This window comes from Actinoplanes sp. CA-015351, assembly GCF_050955685.1.
In the GTDB taxonomy this organism is placed as follows: Bacteria; Actinomycetota; Actinomycetes; order Mycobacteriales; family Micromonosporaceae; genus Actinoplanes.
In genome coordinates, this window is record NZ_CP192102.1 from 383,935 (window position 1) to 399,801 (window position 15,867).

The 15,867-nt window shown below is 67.4% G+C and carries 16 protein-coding genes and 2 riboswitches; of the genes, 11 read left to right on the plus strand and 5 right to left on the minus strand.

The window, feature by feature from the left end:
* Positions 1–459 precede the first annotated feature (459 nt).
* From ACQP2E_RS01720 to ACQP2E_RS01735, 4 genes are all read left to right on the plus strand, one after another.
* Entirely contained in the window at positions 460–1,755 is a 1,296-nt protein-coding gene (locus ACQP2E_RS01720) for an ABC transporter ATP-binding protein (protein WP_433828132.1), read from the plus strand.
* Positions 1,756–1,837: 82 nt separating this feature from the next.
* A complete protein-coding gene (locus ACQP2E_RS01725; RefSeq protein ID WP_433828133.1) occupies positions 1,838–2,317 on the plus strand; it encodes an ATP-binding protein in 480 nt (159 codons plus the stop codon).
* A gap of 94 nt (positions 2,318–2,411) precedes the next feature.
* Entirely contained in the window at positions 2,412–3,152 is a 741-nt protein-coding gene (locus ACQP2E_RS01730; RefSeq protein ID WP_433828134.1) for a beta-phosphoglucomutase family hydrolase, read from the plus strand.
* A gap of 45 nt (positions 3,153–3,197) precedes the next feature.
* A complete protein-coding gene (locus ACQP2E_RS01735; RefSeq protein ID WP_433828135.1) occupies positions 3,198–5,561 on the plus strand; it encodes a glycoside hydrolase family 65 protein in 2,364 nt (787 codons plus the stop codon).
* Between the two features lie 54 nt (positions 5,562–5,615).
* On the opposite strand, the gene ACQP2E_RS01740 is transcribed toward ACQP2E_RS01735, so the two are convergent.
* Complete coding sequence (locus ACQP2E_RS01740) at positions 5,616–6,632, minus strand: coiled-coil domain-containing protein (protein WP_433828136.1); 1,017 nt, start codon at positions 6,630–6,632, stop codon at positions 5,616–5,618.
* 6 nt (positions 6,633–6,638) lie between these two features.
* Positions 6,639–6,771: riboswitch (cyclic di-AMP (ydaO/yuaA leader) on the minus strand.
* 207 nt (positions 6,772–6,978) lie between these two features.
* Positions 6,979–7,114: riboswitch (cyclic di-AMP (ydaO/yuaA leader) on the plus strand.
* A 4-nt stretch (positions 7,115–7,118) separates the two neighbouring features.
* Here ACQP2E_RS01740 and ACQP2E_RS01745 point away from each other — a divergent pair.
* Entirely contained in the window at positions 7,119–8,132 is a 1,014-nt protein-coding gene (locus ACQP2E_RS01745; RefSeq protein WP_433828137.1) for a coiled-coil domain-containing protein, read from the plus strand.
* A 37-nt stretch (positions 8,133–8,169) separates the two neighbouring features.
* On the opposite strand, the gene ACQP2E_RS01750 is transcribed toward ACQP2E_RS01745, so the two are convergent.
* Positions 8,170–8,943, minus strand: coding sequence for an ABC transporter ATP-binding protein (locus tag ACQP2E_RS01750; protein WP_433828138.1), 774 nt, complete (start codon positions 8,941–8,943; stop codon positions 8,170–8,172).
* The gene (locus tag ACQP2E_RS01755) at positions 8,936–9,832 is read right to left on the minus strand and encodes an ABC transporter permease (protein ID WP_433828139.1); all 897 of its coding nucleotides are present in this window, start codon (positions 9,830–9,832) and stop codon (positions 8,936–8,938) included. The genes ACQP2E_RS01750 and ACQP2E_RS01755 overlap by 8 nt, the downstream gene beginning before the upstream one ends.
* Before the next feature lie 188 nt (positions 9,833–10,020).
* Here ACQP2E_RS01755 and ACQP2E_RS01760 point away from each other — a divergent pair, with 188 nt between their 5' ends.
* The 5 genes from ACQP2E_RS01760 (at position 10,021) to ACQP2E_RS01780 (ending at position 13,439) form a co-directional block, all read left to right on the plus strand.
* Entirely contained in the window at positions 10,021–10,623 is a 603-nt protein-coding gene (locus tag ACQP2E_RS01760) for a TetR/AcrR family transcriptional regulator (protein ID WP_433828140.1), read from the plus strand.
* A 125-nt stretch (positions 10,624–10,748) separates the two neighbouring features.
* Complete coding sequence (locus tag ACQP2E_RS01765; protein WP_433828141.1) at positions 10,749–11,108, plus strand: Atu4866 domain-containing protein; 360 nt, start codon at positions 10,749–10,751, stop codon at positions 11,106–11,108.
* 24 nt (positions 11,109–11,132) lie between these two features.
* Positions 11,133–11,747 carry a nicotinamide riboside transporter PnuC gene (gene pnuC, locus ACQP2E_RS01770; protein WP_433828142.1) on the plus strand — a complete coding sequence of 205 codons (615 nt, stop codon included), beginning with the start codon at positions 11,133–11,135 and terminating at the stop codon, positions 11,745–11,747.
* Positions 11,744–12,841: an AAA family ATPase gene (locus ACQP2E_RS01775; protein WP_433828143.1), complete on the plus strand. Its 1,098-nt coding sequence runs from the start codon at positions 11,744–11,746 to the stop codon at positions 12,839–12,841. Before pnuC ends, ACQP2E_RS01775 begins: the two co-directional genes overlap by 4 nt.
* A 22-nt stretch (positions 12,842–12,863) precedes the next feature.
* A complete protein-coding gene (locus ACQP2E_RS01780; RefSeq protein WP_433828144.1) occupies positions 12,864–13,439 on the plus strand; it encodes a hypothetical protein in 576 nt (191 codons plus the stop codon).
* Here the strand turns inward: ACQP2E_RS01780 and ACQP2E_RS01785 are convergent.
* Positions 13,427–13,837 carry a rhodanese-like domain-containing protein gene (locus tag ACQP2E_RS01785; RefSeq protein ID WP_433828145.1) on the minus strand — a complete coding sequence of 137 codons (411 nt, stop codon included), beginning with the start codon at positions 13,835–13,837 and terminating at the stop codon, positions 13,427–13,429. The genes ACQP2E_RS01780 and ACQP2E_RS01785 overlap by 13 nt on opposite strands.
* Positions 13,831–14,301 carry a cysteine dioxygenase gene (locus ACQP2E_RS01790; protein ID WP_433828146.1) on the minus strand — a complete coding sequence of 157 codons (471 nt, stop codon included), beginning with the start codon at positions 14,299–14,301 and terminating at the stop codon, positions 13,831–13,833. Before ACQP2E_RS01790 ends, ACQP2E_RS01785 begins: the two co-directional genes overlap by 7 nt.
* A gap of 374 nt (positions 14,302–14,675) precedes the next feature.
* Between ACQP2E_RS01790 and ACQP2E_RS01795 the strand changes: the two genes are divergently transcribed.
* Positions 14,676–15,764, plus strand: a complete 1,089-nt coding sequence (locus ACQP2E_RS01795) for a neprosin family prolyl endopeptidase (RefSeq protein ID WP_433828147.1) — start codon at positions 14,676–14,678, stop codon at positions 15,762–15,764.
* Positions 15,765–15,867: the final 103 nt, after the last annotated feature.

The following is a 15,867-nucleotide window of genomic DNA, read 5'->3' on the forward strand; positions in this document are numbered from 1 at the left end:
GGGACCCGCGGCCAACCGGCGATCAGCGCACCTGGTGGTGGCGGCTCCGCGTGGTGGCGGCTCCGCGTGGTGGCGGCTCCGCGTGGTGGCGGCTCTGCGCGGCGTCCGCTCTGCGCGGTGGGCGGTGTGGGGGTGGGGGTGAGGGGATGCCGGGGCTGGCGGTGGGGGCGCCGGGGGGAGGGGCGTCAGGGGCGGAAGGGGCGGGTGGTTGGCGGTTATGCGTACCAAAAAGGCAGGGTGAGTGGAACGCCTGGCTGGGGAGGGATTGTCTTTTCTCACCGCCGGGGTCGTGTGCACGTGCACACTTGATCTCCTCGCGTTCAGATCTCCGTAATCGATTGATCACTATCTGCGAATGGCACTTTCGTCCGATGGCAGGGCATCGACTCCACTCGCAGAGTTAGTGCTCGATTGCCGACCGTCGTGGGATCGGGATCACACGATCGCAGGAGGTTGACGGTGTCCACCGTCGCGCTCAAGGACGTCACCAAGATCTGGCCGGATGGCACCTATGCCGTCGACAACCTCGACCTCGAGGTCAAAGACGGTGAGTTCATGGTCCTGCTCGGGCCCTCCGGCTGCGGGAAGTCGACAGTGCTCCGGATGATCGCCGGGCTGGAGGATCCCTCCGAGGGGGAGATCCTGCTGAACGGTGAGGCGGTGCTGGACCTGCCGCCGCGCGAGCGCAGCATCGCGATGGTGTTTCAGGACTTTGCGCTCTATCCGCACATGACCGTGGGCGAGAACATCGGTTTCCCGCTGAAGCTCTCCGGCGTCGAGCCATCGCCGCGGCAGGAGCGGGTGGACGCGATCGCCGGCGCGCTCGGAATAGGGGAAGTGCTCGGGCGCCGGCCCAGCCAGCTCTCCGGCGGGCAGCGGCAGCGGGTCGCGATGGGGCGTGCGATCGTGCGGCGGCCAGGCCTGTTCCTGATGGACGAGCCGCTCTCCAACCTGGACAGCGGGCTGCGTGCCGAGCTGCGTGCCGAGATCTCCAGCATGACGCGCGAGCTGGGCGTCACCACCATGTACGTGACGCACGACCAGGCCGAGGCGCTCACCATGGCCGACCGGGTCGCGATCATGCGCAAGGGCGTTCTTCAGGACGTCGGTACGCCGACCGAGGTCTACCGCCGACCAGCGACCCTCTATGTCGCGGCGTTCCTCGGCTCGCCCCGGATGAATTTGCTCGAGGCGTCCGTCTACGTGCACCTCGACCAGTACATCGTGCTGAACTTCGGCGAACAGAACCTCTACATGCCGTGGAACGACCCGCGTGCCCGGGCAGTGATGCGTTATCACGGTGAGCGGATCGTGGTGGGCATCCGGGCGGAAGCGCTGACGCCTGTCGCGCCGGATACCCAGGGGCACGTGCTGCAGGGCCGGATCCGATACCTGGAGCACCACGGGCACGAGTCGCTCGCGTTCCTTGACGTCGGCGCGACCGCGATCGTGGTCGACGAGATGAGCAACCCGGTGCACACCGAGCCGCCCGTCGAGGGCGCGCTGAAACGTCTGGGCGGTGCCTTGCAGCGTCTGACCAAGCCTGGCAGCGTGGAGGTCGAACAGCGGCCCACCAGCCGGGTGAGCGTGCTCAACGATCCGGGGCGGCACCATCGCAAGCCCGCCGAGCTCTCCGTTCGGCTCGCCCCTTACCCGGCAGTGGCCCCTGGTCACCCGCTGGCCATCGGCGTCCGCATGGATGCCCTGCACTTCTTCGACGAGAGGGGTGATCGGATCGATGTCGGTTGGCGCTAACAGCCGGGATCTCCGCCACTTCCGAGCGGGATCACCTATGCCCCGTGCCACCAGTCGGCCACAGCGCGTAGGCTACGCGACGGTGGAGGACAGGATCGGCCAGAGCGTGCGTTCGGCTCCGGGCAGGGAGCCGAGCCTTGATGCCGCTCGCCCTTCGGCCGCCCCGGTGCTGCTTGATTGCGCTTTCGGGCAGGAAGACATCACGGTTCTGCGGCACGAGGTGACCGCCAGGCTCACGCCACTCGGTCTGAACGCCGACCGCAGACACGGTTACATCCTCGCGGTGAACGAGGTGATCACCAACGTCGTCCTGCACGCGGGCGGCGAGGGCCGGCTGGTGCTGCGCACCGAGGGCGGCTCGGTGTGGTGCATGGTGACCGACTCGGGTCCCGGCATCCCCGGTGGTTACCTCGACGATCCACAGGCCCCTGAGGCGTTCGAGGTCGGGGGACGCGGATTGTGGCTGGCGCACCAGTTGTGCGACGAGGTAACGACCGCCACCGGCCCGATCGGTACTTCGATCGGATTGCGAATCTCATTGGATGGCACGCCGGATTCCTGATGAAACAGCAGGTTGAACGACCTGTGAACCATCATGGAAATGTGAAGAGGCCCTTCCGCTCTCGTCCCGCTTCCCGTCCGGCTACATTGGGCGCGTGCTCGGACTTCCTTCACAGGTGACCGTTTGTCTATTCGATCTTGATGGCGTGCTGACAGACACCGCGCTGGTGCATGGCGCCGCGTGGAAACAGACGTTCGACTCGTTCTTGGAATCGTGGTCGAAACGTCATGGCCAGCCGTTCGTCCCGTTCGATTCGGGCGTCGATTATCACCGATATGTTGACGGTCGGCAGCGTGCCGACGGTGTCCGTACCTTCCTCGCCTCCCGCGGCATCACCCTGCCCGAGGGCGACCCCGACGACGGCGTCGACGCCGAGACCGTGAACGGCGTCGGCAACCGTAAGAACGTGCTCGTGCTCCAAAAGATCAAAGAAGGCGCCGTGCAGGTCTACCCCGGATCGGTGGAGTACCTGAAGGCGGCCAAGGCCGCCGGACTGCGCCGCGCCGTCGTCTCGGCGAGCGCCAACTGCAAGGACGTCCTCGAAGCGGCCGGCATCGCCGACCTGCTGGAGGTCCGGGTGGACGGCGTGGTCGCCCGCGAGCTGGGCCTGCCCGGCAAGCCGGCACCGGACACGTTCCTGTACGCCGCGAAGCTCCTGAACGCCGCACCGGAGACCTGCGTGGTGTTCGAGGACGCCCAGGCCGGTGTGGCCGCCGGGCGAGCCGGTGGCTTCGGGCACGTCGTCGGCGTGGACCGGGTGGGCCAGGCCGAGGCGCTGCTTGAACATGGTGCCGACGTGGTCGTCACCGACCTGTCCGAGCTCCTCCCGCGGTAATCCCCTTAACAAGATCTCCTCTTCTCAGTACCGAGAGGCACGACCGTGATCCGTGAACGGGCCTACCCCGTCGACCCATGGCACATCCGGGAGACCCGGCTGGATCTGGACCTCCTGGCCCAGTCCGAGTCGGTGTTCGCGCTCTCCAACGGACACATCGGGATACGCGGAAACTTGGACGAGGGCGAGCCGCACGGCCTGCCCGGCAGCTATCTCAACTCGTTCTACGAGCTGCGGCCGCTGCCGCACGCCGAGGGCGGGTACGGCTTCCCCGAGTCCGGCCAGACGATGGTGAACGTCACCAACGCCAAGCTGATGCGCCTGCTCGTCAACGACGAGCCGTTCGACGTGCGCTACGGCGAGCTGCGGTCCCACGAGCGCTGCCTGGACATGCGTGCCGGCACGCTGGAGCGGGTGGTGGAGTGGGTCTCCCCGTCTGGCCAGGGTGTTCGCGTCCGCACTGTCCGTCTGGTCTCGTTCACACAGCGGGCCGTCGTCGCGATCCTCTACGAGGTCGAGCCCCTGGAGGGCGCGGCCCGGCTGATCCTGCAGTCCGAGCTGGTGGCGAACGAGCAGCTGCCGCCGATGAGCAAGGACCCGCGCGTCGCCGCGGTCCTGGACCGGCCGCTACAGGCCGAGGAAATGATGGAGCAGCGCACCGGCGGCATCCTGGTGCACCGCACCAAGGCCAGTGACCTCCGGATGGCCGCGGCCATGGAGCACCTGGTGGACACGCCCGGCCGGCACGCCATCACGACCGAGGGCCACCCGGACTGGCTGCGCACCACGGTCGCCTGCCGGCTGGAGCCTGGTCAGAAGCTGCGTGTGGTCAAGCTGGCGGCGTACGGGTGGTCCAGCATGCGTTCGCTGCCCGCGCTGCGTGACCAGGTCGGTGCGGCCCTCGCAAGCGCTCGCCTGGACGGCTGGGAAGGCCTGGTGCACCAGCAGCAGGAATACCTGGACGCGTTCTGGGACCACTCGGATGTCAAGGTCGAGGGTGACCCTGAGGTCCAGCAGGCGGTCCGCTTCGGGCTCTTCCACACCCTGCAGGCCGGCGCGCGCGCTGAGAAGCGCCCGATCGGCTCCAAGGGCCTCACCGGTCCCGGTTACGACGGCCACACCTTCTGGGACGCTGAGACGTTCGTTCTGCCCGCTCTGACGTACACCCAGCCGTCCGCGGCGGCCGACGTGCTGCGCTGGCGGCACTCGACGCTCGACCTGGCCCGGGAGCGCGCTCAGACGCTCGGGCTGCAGGGCGCGGCGTTCCCGTGGCGGACGATCCGCGGCCAGGAGTGCTCCGGTTACTGGCCGGCCGGCACTGCGGGCTTCCACATCGCCGCCGACATCGCCGACGCGGTCCGCCGGTACGTGCAGGCAACCGGCGACTACGACTTCGAACGTGAGGTCGGCCTGGAGCTGCTGGTCGAGACGGCCCGGCTGTGGCGCTCGCTGGGACACCACGACCGGCACGGTCGTTTCCACATCGACGGTGTGACCGGCCCGGACGAGTACACCGCGGTGGTGAACGACAACATCTACACGAACCTGATGGCGCAGCAGAACCTGATGACCGCGGTCGAGGCCTGCAAGCGCCATCCGGACCTGGCCCGCAAGTTCGGCGTGGACGACGAGGAGGCTGCCTCGTGGCGTGACGCGGCGGCTGCGGTGCACATCCCGTACGACAAGGAACTCGGGGTGCACCAGCAGTGCGAGGGCTTCACCCGGCTGCAGGAGTGGGACTTCGAGAACACTCCGCCGGAGGCGTACCCGCTGCTGCTGAACTTCCCGTACTTCGACCTGTACCGCAAGCAGGTCATCAAGCAGGCCGACCTGGTGATGGCGATGTTCCTCCGTGGGGACGCGTTCACCCCGGAGGAGAAGTCGCGTAACTTCGCCTACTACGACGCGCGGACCGTCCGGGACTCGTCGCTGTCCGCCTGCGTCCAGGCGGTGCTGGCGGCCGAGACCGGCCACCTGGAGCTGGCTCACGACTATCTGGGCGAGGCCGCCCTGATGGACCTGCATGACCTGCACCAGAACGCCCGGGACGGCGTGCACGTGGCGTCGCTTGCCGGCACCTGGATGTCGCTGGTCGCCGGTCTCGGCGGCATGCGGGACTTCAACGGGCAGCTGAGCTTCGCGCCGCGCCTGCCCAGCCGGATCAACAACCTGGAGTTCTCGCTGCTCTGGCGCGGCCTGCGGCTGCGGGTGGCGGTGACCGCTGACGAGGTCACGTACTCGCTGCGCAACGGCGGCGGCTCGGCCCGGCTCACCCTGGTCCACCACGGCAAGGAGCTGGAGGTGACCCAGGTGCGGCCGGTGACCATGCCGATCCCGCCGGCGGTCACGGTCGGCCCGGCGCCGTACCAGCCGCACGGGCGGGCTCCGGTCCGGCGCGCCGTGCACTGATTTCCGGCAGCGAAAAGCCCCCGTCCTTTCGGACGGGGGCTTTTCCATCACTGTCTAGAGCATCGACACGTGCACGTGGTCGGTGTGGTCGCTGACGCCGTGGTAGGCCTTCCAGCCGGACGCCGGGAACCAGATCTTCTTGTACCAGATGACGTAGTAGATCCCGAGCTTGTCGGCGTTACGCACCAGGAACGCCATCAGGTCGTTGCCGTACTTCATCATCTTGTCGTTGTGCGCCGAGGAGAAGCCGCTCTTCTGCAGCGACCAGTCGCAGGCCCGGCCCTTGGGGTGCTCGAAGGGCCCGCCGTCACGGTGACAACCGACGAAGAGGTCGAATCCGGCTTTCTTCGTCTCTTTGTACATATGCAGCGTGCGCTTGGTGATGCAGCCGTTTGTCGTCGGGTCGTTCTCGGTGCAGCCCTCCGCGGAGAAGCCGCCGCTGGAGTTGCGCGGCGCGGCCGAGGCGACAGGGGATTTCGCCACCACGAAACCGTCGGTGAGCGCGTCGCCACCGACCAGCTTCAGAGCTTTCTCCGCCGAGTCGCGCTGCTTTTTCATCAGCGCCGAGTTCTGCTTCTGTGCCTTGACCTCGGCATCGAGTTTCGCCTTGCTCTCGGTGACCGTTTCGATCGCCTGGTTGAGCTCGTGCAGCTTCTCGTCGTGCAGCTTGTTGATCTCCTCCAGGGAGATCGCCTTCTTCAGGAAGTCATTCGACGAGTTGGCGCCGAGAAGGAAGCCGACCGCGCTCAGGTTGCCGGTCACGTACTGCTCGCGGGCGATCGAGTTGACCTCGGGGATCAACTGGTCGCGCCGGGTCTCGGCGGCTTTGATCTCGACGTTGAGCTTCGCCTGCGCCTTCGTGGATTTCGTCACAGCTGCCTTGGCCGTGACGAATCGCCGGTTGGCGGCCTCGATGACGTCTGAGAGCAGGGCGTCCTCGTCGTCCTCCTCAGCGGTGGCGGACGAACCGCTCGGCTCCGCCGAGGCAGGGGTCACCGGCGCCACGAACAATGCCGTGGCCACCAGTGGTGCCAGGGCAAGTGTCAGCCACCGGCGGGGACTTCCGATCATCAACAGTTCCTTCCTTGTCACCGCCGACCGAGTTAGCTGACGGGTTCGGGACGGAAGAGATCCCTACCGCCCGAAGGCGGATTCACCCCACTGACTTGGTTCCCCGGCTCACCTCACGGTGATTAGGCGGCGGCCTGCCGGCTCCTCGGGGGCGGTGCCGTCCTGGCAGGACCGGCGACGAGTTTACCTGAGGAATGGCGCGGTATCAGGACCGCGGAACCGGCAAAACTGTTACCGGCCAACGACTTTCTGTAACCAAATCACCTCACGTGGCCACGCAATCGCGGAACGTACGAGAACTGTCGATCTGTCGATTGAGTGGGTATGGTCGGTTCCGGTTCCCACCCGGGGACCGCCGCCTAATCGCCACCCACGGCGAGCCGGGGAACCATATTTCCTCGGGGTGAATCCGCAACCGCGGTAGGGATTTCCTTCGTCCCGAACCCGTCAGCTAACTCGGTCGGCGGCCGACGGAAGGAATAACCTGTGCAGCGAAAGACTGCGCGGCGATTAGCGGCTGTCATGGCGCTGCTGCTCGCTGTGTGCGGGATGGCGATAGTGGCGTCACCGGCCACCGCCGCTCCCGGTGACAACGGTGACGACGGTGAGGGCGGCTCCAAGTCACTCGTCGAACAACTGGAGGACGCCTCCAGGGGTTACGTCGAGGCCAAGGCGAAGCTGAAGACCTCCAAGAAGAAGCAGACCGAGCTGACGGCCACGCTGAAGAAGCTGGACGCCGAGGTCGGGCCGAAACAGGCGGCGCTCGACGAGATCGCGTCGCAGGCGTACACGTCCGGCCGGCTCGGTGGGATGTCCGCTCTGATCACCGCGAGCGACACGGGCAGCTTCATCGACCGTGCCGAGACCCTGGCGTCCGTCGCGGCCGATCAGAACGACGCCATCGAGGATCTCAAGGCCACGCTGGACGGTCAGCGCAAGGCCAAGCTCGCCATCGACGCCACCGTCAAGGACCAGCAGAAGCAGGTCAATGTGATGGCGAAGAAGAAGCTGCAGGTCGAGACGGCGCTCAAGAAGGCGAACCAGGGCGCTGACGCGTCCTCGTCGAGCGACGGCGGCGGCAGCGCCAAGGCGGATCCGGCGCCGAGCGGCTCGGGCTCCGGTTGCAGTGAGCCCGACCCGACCAGTGGCGGCTGTCTGACCCCGCGCACCCTGCACGCGCTCAAGCAGGCGCAGAGCGACGGCTTCAAGCGGTACGTGCATTGCTTCCGCGAGCAGAACAGCGGTGAGCATCCCAAGGGCCGGGCCTGCGACTTCGCCGCCGACAAGAACGGTTTCGGCGGCGACGCGACAGGCGCCAGCAAGACGTACGGCAACAACCTGGCGAACTACTTCATCAACAACGCGGACGCACTCGACGTCCTGTACGTGATCTGGTACCGCCGGATCTGGCTACCGAGCAGTGGCTGGAAGTCGTACAGCGGGGCGGGTGGCGACCCGTCCAGCGACCACACCAACCACGTGCATCTCTCGGTCCGCTGATCCTGCCGGCGGCTGTTCTCCTGGGGAGTGCGAGGCGCTACTTACGCATGTAGGCCTCGTACTCCCGCATCACCTCGTCGGTGGGCCCGTCGGCCCGGATCTCGCCCGACTCCAGCCAGATGCACCGGTCGCAGGTGTCCCGGATCGACTGCTCGCTGTGGCTGACCAGGAAGACCGTGCCGGCCTCGGCACGCAGCTCACGCACCCGAGCCTCGCTGCGGCGACGGAACTTGGCGTCACCGGTGGCCAGCGCCTCGTCGATCAGCAGCACGTCGTGCTTCTTCGCCGCGGCGATCGAGAACTTCAGCCGGGCGGCCATGCCGGAGGAGTACGTCCGCATCGGGTACGACGAGAAGTCGCCGCGCTCGTTGATGCCGGAGAACTCGATGATCTCGTCCTTCTTCGCCTTCACCTCGGCCGGCGACATGCCCATCGCGAGGCAGCCCAGCTCGACGTTGCGCTCGCCGGGCAGTTCGTTCATCAGGGCCGCGTTCACACCGAGCAGTGACGGCTGGCCGGCCGCGTAGATCGCGCCCTTGGAGACCGGCAGCAGCCCGGCGACCGCCCGCAGCAGGGTCGACTTGCCCGACCCGTTGCTGCCGATCAGCCCGATGGCCTCACCCTTGTACGCCGTGAAGCTCACACCCTTGACGGCGTGCACCTCTTTGATGTTCGCCGCCTTGTCGTTGGTGACCAGGCGTTTGAAGCTGGCGAGCGGGCTGCCGCTGCCCGGCGAGGCCGAGCTGTGCACCTTGTAGATGATGTGGGCGTTGTCCGCGATGACGGTCGGGGTGTTCTCGTTGTCAGCCACGGCCGTAGCCCTTCTCTCCGCGCCAGAAGTACACGTAACCACCGATGCCGACGATCAGGCTCCAGGCCAGCGCCTCGATCCACAGCACGGTCGGCGATCCGGCGAGCGTGACGTTCTCCAGCAGCGCGTGGCGGTACAGCTCGATGAAGATCAGCAGAGGGTTCGCCTCGACAAGCGCGAGCTGCCAGCCGTCCAGCTTGTCCTCGAACAGGGTGACCGGGTAGAGAACCGCGGACCCGTACATCCAGAACCGCATGATGAACGGGATCAGCTGCTTGATGTCCCGATTCTTCGAGCCGTAGCGAGCCATGAACATGGCCAGGCCGGTGTTGAAGAACGACTGGAGAGCGAGCAGCGGCAGCAGCAGGAGCCACTGCGTGGTGATCGGCTCACCGGTGATCAGGACGATGCCCATCAGGACGATCAGGGCGACCATGAAGTTGCGGATCTCGACCAGCGCGGCCGAGAGCGGCAGGCTCGCCCGGGGGAAGTGCAGCGCCCTGATCAGGCCCAGGTTGCCGGTGATCGCGTTGATCCCGGACTGCACGATCGACTGGGAGAACTGGAAGACGAAAACGCCGATGCAAAGGTACGCCGGGAAGTTCTCGATGCCCCTGCTGGTCCCGATGATCACACCGAAGATCAGGTAGTACACCGCGGCGTTGATGATCGGCGTGAGGACCTGCCACACCGTGCCGAGCTTCGTGCTGCCCAGCGAAGAACTCATCTTGGCGCTGGCGTGCGACTGGATGAAGTGCCGGTACGACAACAGCTGACGCGTGTACTCAGGGAGGCTGGGAAGCCGCCCGGACGCTGTCAGACCGTGCCGCCGGGCGAGCTCCTTGGGCGAGAGCTCGGCGCCGGTCTCGGCGACCGCCGTCTCTGGCATGGGGTGGTGCTCCGATCTAGTCGGCCCGGCGGAGGCGGAGGGCTCCTGTTGCTGCTGCGAGGACACAGCTAGCAAGCATGACAGGCGCTCGCCGCTTCCGTTGGAACGGGTTCGTATCGACGTGGCTCTGAAGGTAGCTGACCAAACGGCGGAACGCAACCGTTACGTCGTAGCGTTATAGTGACTCTGTGGCGACAACAAAGCGCGCACCTGCCGGAGCGGCGGTGCTCCGAGGCGACATCACCGTGGCGATCCGCAACGCGGTCATGAACGAGTTGGCGGAAGTCGGTTACGGCCGATTGTCCATCGAGGCGGTGGCCCGCCGAGCGGGGGTCGGCAAGACCGCGATCTACCGGCGATGGAGCAACAAACTCGAGATGGTCATGGAGATCGTCTCGGACATCGCCGAGCGTAAGGTGCCACTCCCGGACACCGGGAGTTTCGCCGGCGACCTGCAGCTGCTCATGTTCATCGTGAGCAAGGCGCTGCAGCACCGGATCGCGTCGCAGATCATCCCCGATCTGATGGCCGAGGCGGCTCGCAACCCGCAGATCGCCGAGACCCTGCAGGGTGCGCTGCGCACCCAGCAGCAGGCGCTCGCCGAGAAACTGGTCGGCCAGGCGGTCACCCGGGGCGAGCTGCCCGAGGGCACCGACCCGAAGCTCGCTGTCGACCTGATGCTCGGCCCGCTGTACTGGCGGCTCGCGATCTCCCGGGACCCGATCGGCGACGAGTACCTGGAGCAGCTGGCCGCGGCGGTCACCGGAGCTCTCAAGGCGGCGCACCAGTAACTCAGGCGCGCCCGTAACTCAGGCGCGCCCATAACTCACCGGCTCGCAACCGATGAATTGCTGGCGATTGCCCGCCGACGGCCGAACGAAGGGGCTGACCCCGACCGACGCCCGGAAGCGAGACGATGACCACCCCCTGCGAGCCCTATGTCGACTTCACCGTGCTCGACGCCGCCGCCCTGCTGGCCATCGCCATGGGCGGCCACGCCGACCTGACGGCGCACTCGAACGGAACCGGACCGAAGGTGGTGACGGGCGCCGCGGTGGTCGGCGCCTGGCGCAGCCCGGACGGGGTCGTCCAGCTGCGGCTGCACACCGATGGCACGTTCGCCGGTGAGGTCGCCGGTCGCCGTAAGTCGGCCCGTGGGACGTACGACATCCAGGGCGCCGAGGTGGTGCTGCACGACGACTCCGGGCTGAACACGGCAGTGGTCGTCTACGACGGCGAGCTGGAGATGGCCGGCCACCGCCTGCTTCCGGTCTGAGGTCCCGCCGGGGATGCTGTCACCATGATCGATTGGTTGAACAGCCCAGCGGTGGCGACGTTCGGTGTGCCGACCTCCTGGGCTGAGGTGCTCGGCTTCCTCACCGGGCTGGTAAACGTCGGCCTGCTGGTACGCCGGCACATCCTCAACTGGCCTCTCGGCATCCTCAACGTCCTGCTGCTGATGGTGGTCTTCTGGAGCGTTGGCCTCTACGCCGACGCGGGCCTCCAGATCGTCTACGTGATCCTCGGCTTCTACGGCTGGTGGGCGTGGCTTTACGGCGGCGCCGACCGGACCCGGCTGGTGGTCCGGGGCACCACCCGCGCCGAATGGCTCGGGCTGGCTCTGGCCGGCGTGGTTCTGACCGGTGGCCTCTGGCTCTTCCTGGACCGGCTGACCGGGTCGACGGTGCCGCTCGCGGATGCGCTCACCACGGCGCTCTCACTGCTGGCGACGTACGGGCAGACGCGCAAGCTGGTGGAGAGCTGGTGGATCTGGATCGCCGCCGACCTGATCTACATCCCGCTCTACGGATACAAGGGTCTGTGGCTGACCGCGATCCTGTACGTGGCGTTTCTCATCCTCTGTGTGCTGGGCCTGCGGTCCTGGCGGTCCGCGTCGGTGCGGGTGCCGGCATGAGATATCGGCACGGCCTGATCGTCGGCAAGTTCTACCCGCCGCACACCGGTCACCACGCGCTCATCGAGGCTGCCGCGGCGGTCTGCGACCGGGTGACCGTGGTGGTCGCGCCGTCGTCCGGCGAGAGCATCCCGCTGGCGCTGCGGCTTGACTGGCTGCGCGCGGCGCACGGACCGGCCGTCCGGTTCGCCGGCGTCCACGACGACCATCCGATCGATTATGCCGATCCGGCGGTGTGGGAGCTGCACATGGCGGTCTTCCGGGCGGCGGCCGGCACCGACCGGGTCGACGCGGTCTTCTCCTCCGAGGAGTACGGAACCGAGCTGGCCCGGCGATTCCACGCCGAGGCGGTGCTGGTAGACCCGGAGCGTGTCCTGGTGCCGGTCTCCGGAACGGCGATCCGGGAGGATCCGATCGCCCACTGGGACCGGATCGGCCCCGGCGTACGCGGCTGGCTGGCCCGTCGGGTGATCGTGGTCGGCGCCGAGTCGTCCGGCACCACCACGATGGCCCGGGCGCTGGCCCGGCACTACCGGACGCGGGGCGGCGTCTGGTCGGACACCCGCTGGGTCCCGGAGTACGGCCGGGAGCTCACCGAGATCAAGTTGCGGAAGCTGCGACTGGCCCGGCCGGCCGCCACCGTCTTCGACGTGACCTGGGACCGGGACGACTTCCGGACCGTCGCGGCGACGCAGAACGCGGCCGAGGACGCGGCGGCCCGCTCCGGCTCGCCGGTGCTCTTCGGCGACACCGACGCGTTCGCCACCACGATCTGGGAGGAGCGCTATCTGGGCAATGCCTCACCGGCCGTCCGGGCGCTGATCCGTGAACCGGACCTCTACCTGCTCACCGAGGCCGACGGGGTGCCGTTCGATGACGACGGGCTGCGTGACGGGGAGCACCTGCGGCACTGGATGACCGAGCGGTTCCGCACCGAGCTTGCGAGCCGCGGTGTCGCGTACATCTCATTGGCCGGGAGCTATGCGCAGCGCCTGCGCACCGCGGTTCTCGCCGTCGACGGCCTTCTGGCCGGCGGCTGGAACCTGAACGCGCCGATTACGCCTAAGGCCGCCGCGGTCCGGGTCGATCAATAGGGGACATCGACCTGGGGGATGGATGCGCAAAATCAAGATCACGTTGGCTCTGACCACGCTGCCGCTGATGCTCGGTGGCTGTGCCGCGTTCGGTTTCGGTGACTCCGGATCGGCGACGGCGGTGGAGGACAAGAGCGGGGACTCGTGGATGCGCATGGACCAGGGCGCGGCGACGCCGAGCCCGACCCCGTCGAGGGGCAAGGCCTCCGCGACGCCTGAGCCGTCGGTCTCCACTCCGACGCCCGATCCGAGCTGCACGAAGGCCTGGCCGCGTACCGACCCGGTGTTCATCCCGGTCGAGGTCACGCCTGGCGCGGGTTCGCTCAAGGTGGAGTGGCCGACGCAGTACGACTCCGATTACCGGGTCGCGGCCGTGTCGCAGGAGCTGGTCAGCGGACCGCAGCCGGAGCCGGCGTGGAAGACCGTGGCGGCGGGCACCGCGGCGGCCGGTACCAGTTGCGCGGTCAGTACCACGATCACCGGGCTCACGCCGGGTGCCGCGTACATCGTCTGGCTGGACGCGCCGAACACCGGTTACGACTGGGACGGCACCAGGCACCTGTACAGCGGGCGGTCCGGAGTCGTTTACCCGAAGTGAGTCGTGGGCAGCCCGGCGGCCTGCCAGGCGGCGAATCCGCCGTCCAGGTCGGTTGCCCGGTGCAGCCCCAGGTCCTGCAGTGACGCCGCCGCCAGGCTGCTGGTGTAACCCTCCTGGCAGGTGATCACGACGGCCAGGTCGTAGCTGTTCGCGAACGGCAGGCGTGCGTCCGACCTCGGGTCGAGACGCCACTCCAGGACGTTGCGCTCGATGATCAGCGCGCCCGGAATCTCGCCGTGCTCGGCGCGCTGCGCGGCCGGGCGGATGTCCACCAGGATCGCGCCGTCGCGGATCGCTGCCGCGGTGCGCGCCGCGTCCAACCGATTCAATCGGGTACGCGCTTCCGCCAAGATCTCGTCGATGCCCTTGGAACCGGGCGGCGGGGTCGCCGTCACCACTCCAAGCCCGCACGCTCGACGGTCAGCACCTCGAGGCCGGCCGGGCTGAGCCGGTACTTGGTCATCGTGGTGAGCGCCGGGCCGTACACGTGCACGCTGATCGCCGGCTGCGTCGAGCGGTTGGTCATCCGGTGCACGTGGTGCTCGCCGAACCGCCGGCCCGCGCCATCGCCGAGCTCACGGGTGATGACTCGCGGAGCGCCGTTCCGGGCGGCGACGGTCTCCTCGTTCAGAGTGCCGCTGAAGACATGGAACGCGCCGGCCGACCCGCCGTGGTCGTGAATCTCGGTGCCCTGCCCCGGCAGCCAGGTGAGCAGCCACACCTCGTAGTCGTCGGTGACGGCGAGGCGGTGGTACCAGCGCTCGAGCGGGTCGAATCGGGGCGTGACGGGCCACCGATCGGCCTCGGCGGCGTATCGCTGGGCGATGGCGAGATGGTCGTGACGGACACCGGTGACGGTCATGGGCTCCTCCTTGCCATACATACTCTATAGACCTGATAGGTTTTACCACAAGATCAGTGTCTGTGTCTTCGGACTCGCGGAGTTGCTCCGGATAAGGCCGAAGCGTGATCCGAAAGAGGCTTAGTGTTCTTTGCCTCTTTCTCGATCTGGTGCGAAAAACTTCGTTCCGCAACGTTCCCGATACACTGTGTTGAGAGTTCTGGGCGTTCTGTCACCAGAACGGCCTACCCCGTCCGACGTAACGGTGGAATTGCTGCTCAGGGCCATGTTGGCCGTATCGAGATAGCTATATGGTGAGCTGCGCCGCCGCGAGGTGGTTCCTGGAGAACCTGCCCCACCAGGCCTTCTTGCCCCCGATTTACGAGGACGGACACGTGTTGAAGTCACGCCGCGGTCTGCTCGCGGCCGGTCTCACCGCAGCTGTGATCAGCACGATCGGTGTCGTGTCGACGCTGAACGCCGGAGCGGAGCAGATCCCCGACGCGGTGGAAACCGCGGCGGCGCCCGCCGATTCGGCCAGTGCGGAGGCCACCGCGGACACTACCGAGGCGCCGGCGCTGAAGCCGCCGACCCAGCTGCCCTGGGGTGAGCGCCCGCGCGCCATCAGGACCGGGCGGGACGGTGCCAGCAGCAAATCGCTGAAGGCGGCCGGCCTGATCGCGGCCGAGCCCGACGAGGAGTCCGAGGAGCAGGCCGAGGAGCACGCGCCGAAAGGCCGGACCTCGCGCAACACCTTCGTGAAGTCGGAGCGGACCAATGTCGTTCCGCCGGAGCCGCCGGCGACCTCGCCGACAAGCGCGCCGGTGACCAAGCCGACGGTCAACTACCTCTACAGCGTCGGTTCGCAGGCGGCCGTCTCCGACGGGGCGTACGCGACTTTGACCATCAGCAAGCCCACGCTGGACAAGAGTGATTACCACTCGCTCGCCGAGCTGGCCGTGCAGTCCGGTGACGGCGCCCAGATCGTCGAGGTCGGCTGGACCGTCGACCGCACGGTGAACGGCGACGACGATCCCCACCTGTTCGTCTACCACTGGGTCGACAAGACCTCGACCTGCTACAACACGTGCGGCTTCGTGCAGTACAGCAGCAACATCGCCCCCGGCGACGTGCTGGCGCAGGACAAGACCGCACGCTTCGGCATCCAGTACTTCAACGACGCCTGGTGGATCGCGTTCGACAGCGAATGGGTGGGGTACTTCCCGAGCAAGATCTGGGGTGACAAGTTCACCAAGACGGGTCTCGTCCAGGTCTTCGGCGAGGTCGCTGCGGCTACCCCGACGCCGTGCACCGCGATGGGCAACGGCAGGCCTGCCGATGACACCGAGTCGTCACGGATCAGCAGCGTGTCGTACCTGAACGGGCCCAAGCCGGAGATGAACATCCGCGCCACGAGCGACGTTTACGCGGTGTCCAAACTGAGCCTGCGGACCTTCCGTTACGGCGGCCCCGGGGTCTGTTGATCGACGAACCTCATTGATGCCCGGTCCCTCGCAAGAGGACCGGGCATCATTTGTCAGGGCAGCCGGTGAACCGGTCCGCGTGCCAGGATGTACATCCGGGTGG